The organism is Syntrophaceticus schinkii (assembly GCF_000946815.1).
In the GTDB taxonomy this organism is placed as follows: domain Bacteria; phylum Bacillota; class DSM-12270; order Thermacetogeniales; family Thermacetogeniaceae; genus Syntrophaceticus; species Syntrophaceticus schinkii.
Window position 1 is genome coordinate 1 of record NZ_CDRZ01000251.1, and the last position, 8,815, is coordinate 8,815.

Below are 8,815 nucleotides of genomic sequence, written 5' to 3' on the forward strand. Positions count from 1 at the left end.
GGTAATAATCTTGGATGAAGATAATCCCTTAGCCCTGGCAGTTTAACATAGTCCTGCTGAAGCACTTCCAGCATCCCTGAGCGCATCAGACGCGCAATAACTGCGGTAGGAAGTGCGGCCAGGGAAAGTACAGGCATGACCATGTGTTTCCATGATCCCCACATGGCCGGCGGCAATATCTGCCACCTGTAGGCAAAAAGGTACTGAAGAAGGCCGGCAATGACGAAGCTGGGGACAGAAAAACACAGGATAGCCAGAAACATGGTACCGTAGTCCTGGATCTGGTTCTGCTTTAGGGCGGAAATTGTACCTGCACTCAAACCCACAACCAGGGCCAGGAGTATTGCTGTTACACCCAGTTGGGCGGATACAGGAAAGTAATCACTGATAATATCATTGACTGTTTTGTACTGATACTTAAATGATGGCCCTAAATCCCAGCGAGCGGTACGTCCTAGATAATCTACGTACTGTTTCCACAGGGGGTCATCAAGGTGAAATTTTTCATTGATCGCTTGTTCGATTTGGGGTGGCAGTGCTTTCTCTCTTGTAAAAGGGCCCCCCGGAATGGCCTTCATCATAAAAAAGGTAAGGGTGACTATAAAAAAGAGAGAAAAGAAAATTGTTACCAACCGCCGCAATAGGAATCGGAACACCTTATTACCTCCCTCCCTGCTTTTTGGCTAATACTTGACCTATTAGCAGAGAAAGGGGGCATACATTCCGGCATGCCCCCGTATGTTAGCTTTACTTATTACTTAGTATCTGAGTTTATTTTTTCTGACTTAAATCCACATCAGCCCATTTGAATTCCTGATAGCTTCCAAACGGCGGTGTGTAGACACCCTTGACCCACGGCTTGTACATATTGACATTCACATAGAAGTAGATGGGAGCAACAGGCATCTCATCCATCAGGATCTTTTCTGCTTTATGCATGTTCTCTATCCGCAGATTCTCATCATTGCTGGCTTTTGCTTCATTGATCAGTTTGTCATATTCTGCATTGCCCCAGAAGGAGTCATTGTTGCCGCCATCTGTGAGGTGCATATCCATATAGGTCATGGCATCGTTGTAGTCAGCTGCCCAGCCGGCCCGTGCCACCTGGAAGTTACCATGATCACGGTCGTTGAGGTAAACTCCCCATTCTGCGTTCCGGAGTTTAACGTTGGCGCCGAGATTGTCTTTCCACATCTGACCAATGGCCTCAGCTATCTTCTGGTGTGCCTCCATGGTATTGTAGTAGATTTCGATTTCCGGCAGGCCTTTTCCATCGGGATAGCCGGCATCTGCCAAGAGTTGTTTTGCTTTTTCCACATCATTATCTTTGAAGTAGTCTCCACCGACAGACCGGAAGTCCTTATCTACGGTCACATTTGGGAAACCGAAGGGAGTATAAGCTAATGCAGGTTTCTGTCCTGCCTGGGTGATGTTGTCGATGATCGCCTGGCGGTCAATGGCGTAAGTGAAGGCCTTGCGTACCCTTGCATCGTCAAAGGGTTTCTTTTTGCAGTTGAAGATGTAGTAGTAGCATCCGGGCTCAGGGAAAGAAACAGCTTTGCCTTCTGACAATAGTTTCTTGGTGTCTTTGACCGGCACACTCTCAGCAATATCGATTTGGTTGCTTTCGTACATACTCAGTTCGGTGTTTTCGTCTTCCACAAAGGTCATGATCAGTTTGTCAAGCTTGACATTTTTGGCGTCCCAGTAGTTCTCGTTCTTGACAAATTCGACCTTTTCCTGGGCCTGGAACGCTGTCATTTTATAGGGACCATTGCCAATGCAGGTATCTGGCTTAGCTGCCCAGTTCGCGTCAGCTTCCACACTCTCTTTGTGAAGCGGGAAGAGGTTAGCGAACGCTGTGAGGTCAAGGAAGTAGGGTGTTGGTGCTACCAGTTCCACTTCCAGGGTATAGTCATCTGTTGCTTTGACTCTGACCTCATCAGCACTGACTTTGCCGGCGTTGAATTCCTCACCGTTTTTGATGTAAAAAGCCTGGTATGCGTATTCTGCACCGGTTTTTTTGTCCAGCAGGCGCTTCCAGGAGTACTCAAAGTCATGGGCGGTCAACGGGTCACCATTGCTCCACTTGACATCTTTCTTGATAGTGAAGACATAATTCAGCCCATCCTCGGAAATGTCGACTTTTTCCGCAATTGCAGGCTGTAGTTCTTTGTCGGCATCGTACCTGTAAAGGCCTTCGAACATGGCATTCTGAATGGTGGCTTCAGACAAACCTGTGGACATCGCCGGGTCCATAGTTTCCGGGCTGGCCCCCAGGTTGTAGGTGATAACCTTTTCTGCCTTTTTGTCAGCTGTGTTGTCACCGCCGCATCCAGCTAGAACACAGCTGAACACAAAGGTCAGTGCTAACAAAATGGCTATAACTTTTTTTTTGCGACATGATTCATCCCCCTGTTAGTTTTCTGTTTGTTATATAAACTGTTCTCCAGGTAGCAGTACCTGGTGAACAGCAGAACGGAGTTTATATTAATGTATTATTAGACATAAATCGACAAGATCCTGCATGGTAACGGTATAAGGAATAAAATTTTAGCATTACCTGTCGACATGTGGTTATTCCTTGCATATTATGTCGAATAATAGGTATAAATGCTGCATATCCCAAGAAAGTTAGATAATATTATGGCAGGGGATATAACCCAGGAATATGATATACAATAAGGGTTAGGAGCCTGGGGAAGGAGCAACTTTAGATGAAACTGCGAGTGGGAACCTGGAATATCAAAGGGGGCAGGGGGGCGAAAGGTTTCCCCTTATTGCTCAACAAACGAAACCTGGATGAGATTGCAGAAGAAATCTGCCGCGCAGATCTGCATGTTGTTCTGCTTCAGGAAGTGGATGTTAAAAATTTACGCTGTTGCTGGGTTCACCAACCACGCTATCTTGCCGGCAAGCTGGAAGAATACACCGGGGAAAAATGGAATTACCTGTTCGCCAGGGCTTTTCCTCTTCTCGGAGGCTCATATGGTAATGCTGTTTTGGCTGTCTATCCGCTGGAAGAGGTTTTGAGCCTTTCTCTTAAATTTCCTGGCCAGAAAGTAGAGGAGAGGGTTTTTCTTTTTGCTCATCTATTTCCTCCTGATATCAGTCCACTGGGTATCGGCTGTTTTCACCTCTCGGTGAAGAGTGAAAGCCAGAGGGTGCAAGAAGCAAAAAAAATCAAAGCTGCACTTGCTAAACTGTTTTCCATCCCCCCCTTGGTTTTGGGAGGTGATCTCAACGGGAAACGGGGCAGTGCAGCTTTTCAAGAACTGATCACAGATCACTTTCCTATGGAAGAGTTAGGGCCGTCAGAAGGTGATTCATTTGCTGCTCCTTCTTACCGGGCCAGGATCGACTTTCTGTTCGGGAAGAAAGTTGCTCCTCTTGCCTCAGGTATTATTGATGCCGGTGAGGTTTCAGATCACCACCTGGTCTGGGCAGAATGTGAAATTTAAGGCACTATAGGTACGCAGATCTCCTGTCCGATAGCCAGTTTATCGGGATCGATCCCTGGGTTGACCTTCACAATAGCCTGAACTGTTGTTTTGTAGCGGCGGGCAATGGCACTAAGTGTATCTCCACTCTTCACAACATAGACAAATGTCCCTTCCGGGCAGCGCCTTTTCGGGATGCAGATTTTCTGTCCGATAGCCAGGTGTCTGGGGTCGATGCCGGGGTTGACATCCTGGATGGCTTTAACTGTTACCCCGAACTGCCTGGCCAAGCTGTACAGGGTATCACCGGCTTTGATGGTGTAGATAAAACCCGGACACTCCGGTACAGGCGGTGGTGCTGTAGGAATGCAGACCGTCTGGCCGATCTGAAGTTGCTGCGGATCAACTCCCGGGTTGGCGGCAAGTATTGCATCAAGGGGTACGTTAAAGCGCTGGGAAAGCCCAAAAAAGGTATCCCCTGGTTGAATAACATAGAAAAACCCCGGACAGACACCTGGTGGTGGTGTCGGTGGTGCCCCCGGTATGCAGACCAGCTGGCCGATTTGAAGGTTGTTGGGATCCACACCTGGGTTAGCGGCTAAAATAGCATCCAGGGGAACGTTGAAACGCTGGGACAGCGAAAAAAACGTATCCCCCCGCCTTAATGGTGTACAGGGTTCCAGTCCCGGGGCGAGGATGGGTATGGACATACTCGATCACTCCTTTTTCAAAAAGCTTTTCACTCTAATGTTTATGATGGAGGCAAATTTTTGCTCCATTTTTTTAATAATAATGGCTGCTGTTCAAGAATAGTCGTGTAACTCAGCGCTATATATTGTCATCAATCCGGTCGGCTGTCATTTGAGAAAGTGAACATCAATGAGCTGAAATGGTACAAGGAGGGGATGAGATGAAAATGATCATCGATGCTGATGCTGCTCCCAGACAGGTCTTACAGATATGCAAGAAAGCTTCAGCTGACTTTTCCGTACAACTGGTAACTATAGCCAGCTTTAACCATCTGATCGATTCCGACTGCCACCTGATGGTAAGTGATGAGCCCCAGGCAACAGATATAAGAGTGGCTAATCTTACTGAACGCGGGGATCTGGTGGTGACTCAGGATTGGGGGCTGGCGGCCCTTGTTTTGGCCAAAGGAGCTGTTGTTTTGACTCCCAAGGGGCGGGTTTTTCAAGATAAAGAGATCACCTTTTTGTTGGAAAAAAGAGAAACAATGTCAAGGATACGCCGCAGCGGTAAACGGGTGAGGGGGCCGAAAAAGCGGAAGTTGGCTGATGATGAAAGATTTGAAAAAAACTTATATAAATGGCTGCGGAAACTGGTTAAGGAAGAGAGGTGACAGAGGGACGGTACTCCTGTCACCTTCAAGCCGACGTTGCATGGAGGGGTGTTGCTCTGCTCATACTAAAGCCAGAGGTGTTGGTGATGAAAGTGAAGTATTTTGGTAAATTATTAATCATAGGAGTCATTTTTGCTTCATTGATAGCAGGCGCTGGATGTTCTTCTAAACCCCAGAGCAAACCGGTACCGAAGGCACCTTCTCCTCCAGGTGAACTGAAACAGCTGCAAACAAGCCTGGATGAGCTTTACAATATCCTGAAACCGGAATCTCCCGGAAAAGCAGAAGGCGGCCAGAAGAAAGAGCAGCAAAGCCAGGAAAAGGAAGGAGACCAACAGGGAGATAAGAAGGGAAAAAAAGCAGAGGAAACAAAAAAGCAGGCACCAACAGGGATTGACTGGAGTAAACTTCAAGCACAGGCGGAAAAAATTCATGACCAGTGGAATAGTTTCGAGCCCAAGGTGGTTCAGGCCGGGGCGAGGCCGGAAAATATCACTGGAATGGAAAAAGAACTGGATACTCTAGCGATAAAAATTGCTGCGCGGGATCGCTCAGGGGTGCGCCTGGCTGCAAACAGTGCTGCGGGTTATCTGCCTGATTTCATGGAGCTGTATGCAGAGCTGTATGCAAAAAAGGTGCAACCTGATCTCTACCGGATGCGGGTGATGACCCGGGATGTGTTGCTGCGGGTTGATGATGGGGATTGGGCCGCGGCAGAACAAGATATGTTGAAGATGAAAACCACCTGGTCCAAGCTGCTGGTTCAGTTAGAGGATACATCAAAAACGGAAACCGATAAAACACATCTGTCACTATTGGATCTGGAGGGTGCTTTAGGGAAAAGGGATCAGGTGCTGGTGTTGATAAAGGGTAATATATTAGAAAAGAATCTGGATGGGATGATTAAAAGCCAGGAGATGAAGATGTAAGTTGTCCCACCTGTTTATTGGTGCCTATCTGGGCGGTTGTGCAGAGTATTTTTTGAGGATAGAGAAGTTTGTTGTGTATCAAAGTAGAATTAAATGTGTTTAATAACGAGGATGTTTCATGCATAAAAAGACAGTTTCCGGGGCAGAAGTATAATGTTGACGTACCCACGACTGAAGTCTTTAATCCCATCCTTGAAAAGGGTGGGTTTTTCCGGCGGGGGATCGTAATCGGATGGAGTGAGAATAATGGGTGACAGGCCGTACCGTGGGGTTAGTTTTTATGAATACAAATTAGAGCGGGTGATGAAGCGGCTCAGGGTGGAGTCATATAACTTCAACTGGGACCGCTGGGGCTGCTATGTTGATTTCTACTATAGAGGGGAACTGTACAGGTTTGAACACAGCGTTGAAAAGGCCAGGTCCCGAGGGGTAGAACTGCGCAGTGGGTCCGAATCATTTATTGAGGTTGTCCTGACCTTTGAGGATATAGCAAGTATCGTAGAGCGGGGAATTTATGGTTTGGAAACATGGGTAAGGGGGATGAAATACCTCCCCAGGGCGATTGAACTGCCGGAATATTTCAAGATCCTTGGATTTACCGAAGTTCCTGGCAGCCCAGAAGATATACAACAGCGTTACCAGACGCTAAGCAACCAACTACCATCAAATGGGGGGGAGAGGGAAGCAAAACTTCAACAACTTAAGAACGCAGCTGAGGAGGCCTTTCATTACTTTAGAAAGAACAGGCCTACCATCCAGTAATTAGGAATGCAGAAAATATTCACTAATGGATCAATCAGCACTAATTAGGATTTCTCTATAGTGACGTTAAGTTCCGTTGGCTGTTGGTCTTTATTGTCACCAGGCGTTTCTTCAATAGGATCCAGTGTTTTGTTCGGATCTGGATCCGCGGGTGTGCCGTCATCTGGTTTTTCCTCTTTCTCTGGTTGGTCCTCAACAGGTTCCTCAGTTGGTTCATCCACTTTATCCTCCTGAGGCGGACTAACCACCTCTTTCTCCACCGGTTGTTGAGCGACCTGTGGTTGCTTCTTCGGTGTGGAAATCACTTCGGGTGGTGCTTCCATGACCACCTTAGAGGTAGTCATGCCGTTAAAAAAGAGGTCATAAGTCACCTGCTGGGCTTGTACAGGGTCAAAACCCCAGTAACAGATGCCATTGAGATTGAAGAAGTAGCCGGGGAGTGCCTGGGTGAGTACTGTGCTGTCTTTAAAGTCCATCCCTGCTTTAGCAAGAACCATCAGTTCTTTAAGATTCATATTTGTATCTACATTTCTATAGAGTTCCGGAAGAACTGTGGGCAGCTTCAGTAAAACGCTGGGCTGTTTAGACTTCTCAGCGAGTGCTTTCATAAACTCCAATTGATTGTTCACACGATAGATATCGCCGAGGGGTGCATTGCGGAAGCGCACAAAAGCAAGGGCGGCTTTGCCGTCGAGATGCTGGATACCCTGTTTTAAATCCACCCGGTTTTCTACCCCATCCATAGAATAGGAAGTTATATTTTTAGGGATGTCGACATCCACTCCACCGAGTGCATCGACAATATTCATAAAACCCTCCCAACGCACCAGGATATATTTATGTACAGGTTGTCCGATAATTTCTGATACAATTTCTGCTGTGACTTCAGGTTTTTCAAAATAAGCCGCGGCATTAATTTTTTGTTTGCCGTGTCCTGGTATATCCACCCTTGTATCTCGGGGGATCGACAACATGGAGATTCTATCCTGGGATACCTGGACGACAATAATGGCATCTGTTCTTCCTTTTTTTTCATTAGGACGCGCATCACTTCCCAGCAGCAGCACATTAAAGGCCTTGATCGTTTTTCCTGTAGTGGGGTCAACATGGGTGACAAATGGTTCATCAAATAAGTTTTTCTTAACCCACCAGGCGCCCCCACCGAGGATTAAGCCGAATATTAATATAATGGAAATAATAACCTTTCCCCTGGTTTTCACATATCTCCCCTCCGAGTTTGCTGAAAAATACCAGTACTGATTTATATTATATCAGAATTTTATATATGAAAATAGTGGACCGATAAAATCAGGGGAAATATTAATTGGTAACAGGCTACTCCGTTTGTTTGATGGCGTCCACAGGACAACTCTCCAGTGCTTCCTGGGCACATTCCTCTAAATCTTCAGGTATGTCGTCACAGGTTGTTTGTGCTCTTCCCTCATCATCCCAATCATAGATTTCAGGGCAGATATCAATACAAGTTCCACAACTGATACAGAGATCCGGGTCGACATAAACATCCACTGTAGTTATACCTCCTCGTATAATTGGTAGTTATTCGGAAACTTACAAGAGAGTCTCCACACTGCTTTGCAGTTTGGAGATTTTTGTTTCACCTCCAAAATATCTGGACAACTTCATATAGCGATAACAAGAGATATCGAAAGAAAGAAGGCGTAAAGCAGGATAATTAAATAAATATGACCAAATATTGCACTTGACATTTGCCGAACCGCCCCAAAATCGAAATGGAGGCATTAATTGCCATACATCCCATTTCGATACAGGAGATGGTTTCTTTGCTCGGTTACTGGCGTCCTCACAGTGAATTCCAGACGTGGTTGGAACAAAAACTTTTATCTCTTCTGCCTGTGTTTGAATCCCAAATACTTTTTTATGAGGATATTCTAGAAAAAATCTATATCCTTAACCTGGATAAGCTTCTCCCTTTGGTCTTGGACCGCTATTCTCACACAGGAAGGCCAGCCAAGTGCCAACCGGAAATATTCCGCGCTTTAGTGATTATGGTCCATTTAAAAGAACCAATTACCTCTTTTGTCAAACGCTTAAAGGCTGAACCCGTCTTAGCTGTTGCTTGTGGTTTTGAGCCGGGTTCGGTACCCGGTGTTGGCACTTTTTATGATTATCTAAACAGGTTTTGGTTAGGGCATGAGCCAGTTAGGGTCCTGCGTGAACCAGAGAAACGTAATAAGAAACCGGATAAGGGTGAAAAGCTCCCTGATAAAATCCCAGGCCTTGTTACTGAATTGGTGAATAAGGTACTTAATGGCTATGATTTTACTGATAATCCTGAGCATTTG

9 protein-coding genes and 1 pseudogene are annotated in these 8,815 nt (G+C 46.2%); 5 read left to right on the plus strand and 5 right to left on the minus strand.

Annotated elements, in window-relative coordinates:
- Together SSCH_RS11120 and SSCH_RS11125 are read right to left on the minus strand one after the other, a co-directional pair.
- Positions 1 to 656: ABC transporter permease (locus SSCH_RS11120; protein ID WP_052835587.1), on the minus strand; the 656-nt coding region annotated here is incomplete at its 3' end.
- A gap of 115 nt (positions 657 to 771) precedes the next feature.
- Entirely contained in the window at positions 772 to 2,376 is a 1,605-nt protein-coding gene (locus SSCH_RS11125) for a peptide ABC transporter substrate-binding protein (RefSeq protein WP_198142410.1), read from the minus strand.
- A gap of 341 nt (positions 2,377 to 2,717) precedes the next feature.
- Here SSCH_RS11125 and SSCH_RS11130 point away from each other — a divergent pair, with 341 nt between their 5' ends.
- Positions 2,718 to 3,461, plus strand: a complete 744-nt coding sequence (locus tag SSCH_RS11130) for an endonuclease/exonuclease/phosphatase family protein (protein WP_044665526.1) — start codon at positions 2,718 to 2,720, stop codon at positions 3,459 to 3,461.
- Here SSCH_RS11130 and SSCH_RS11135 read toward each other — a convergent pair.
- Entirely contained in the window at positions 3,458 to 4,150 is a 693-nt protein-coding gene (locus SSCH_RS11135; protein ID WP_084711120.1) for a LysM peptidoglycan-binding domain-containing protein, read from the minus strand. The two genes, SSCH_RS11130 and SSCH_RS11135, sit on opposite strands and share 4 nt — an antisense overlap.
- Before the next feature lie 200 nt (positions 4,151 to 4,350).
- On the opposite strand from SSCH_RS11135, the gene SSCH_RS11140 reads away from it, so the two are divergent.
- The 3 genes from SSCH_RS11140 (at position 4,351) to SSCH_RS11155 (ending at position 6,491) form a co-directional block, all read left to right on the plus strand.
- Positions 4,351 to 4,800, plus strand: a complete 450-nt coding sequence (locus SSCH_RS11140) for a YaiI/YqxD family protein (protein ID WP_044665527.1) — start codon at positions 4,351 to 4,353, stop codon at positions 4,798 to 4,800.
- Positions 4,797 to 5,729 carry a hypothetical protein gene (locus SSCH_RS11145; RefSeq protein WP_156972251.1) on the plus strand — a complete coding sequence of 311 codons (933 nt, stop codon included), beginning with the start codon at positions 4,797 to 4,799 and terminating at the stop codon, positions 5,727 to 5,729. The genes SSCH_RS11140 and SSCH_RS11145 overlap by 4 nt, the downstream gene beginning before the upstream one ends.
- A gap of 246 nt (positions 5,730 to 5,975) precedes the next feature.
- Complete coding sequence (locus SSCH_RS11155) at positions 5,976 to 6,491, plus strand: hypothetical protein (protein ID WP_044665530.1); 516 nt, start codon at positions 5,976 to 5,978, stop codon at positions 6,489 to 6,491.
- Between the two features lie 44 nt (positions 6,492 to 6,535).
- On the opposite strand, the gene SSCH_RS11160 is transcribed toward SSCH_RS11155, so the two are convergent.
- A complete protein-coding gene (locus SSCH_RS11160; protein ID WP_052835588.1) occupies positions 6,536 to 7,711 on the minus strand; it encodes an LCP family glycopolymer transferase in 1,176 nt (391 codons plus the stop codon).
- A 115-nt stretch (positions 7,712 to 7,826) separates the two neighbouring features.
- On the minus strand, positions 7,827 to 8,018 hold the full coding sequence (locus SSCH_RS11165) for a ferredoxin (protein ID WP_044665531.1): 192 nt from the start codon (positions 8,016 to 8,018) through the stop codon (positions 7,827 to 7,829).
- Between the two features lie 200 nt (positions 8,019 to 8,218).
- On the opposite strand from SSCH_RS11165, the pseudogene SSCH_RS11170 reads away from it, so the two are divergent.
- Positions 8,219 to 8,815: pseudogene (locus tag SSCH_RS11170) on the plus strand (hypothetical protein); the annotation flags it as partial.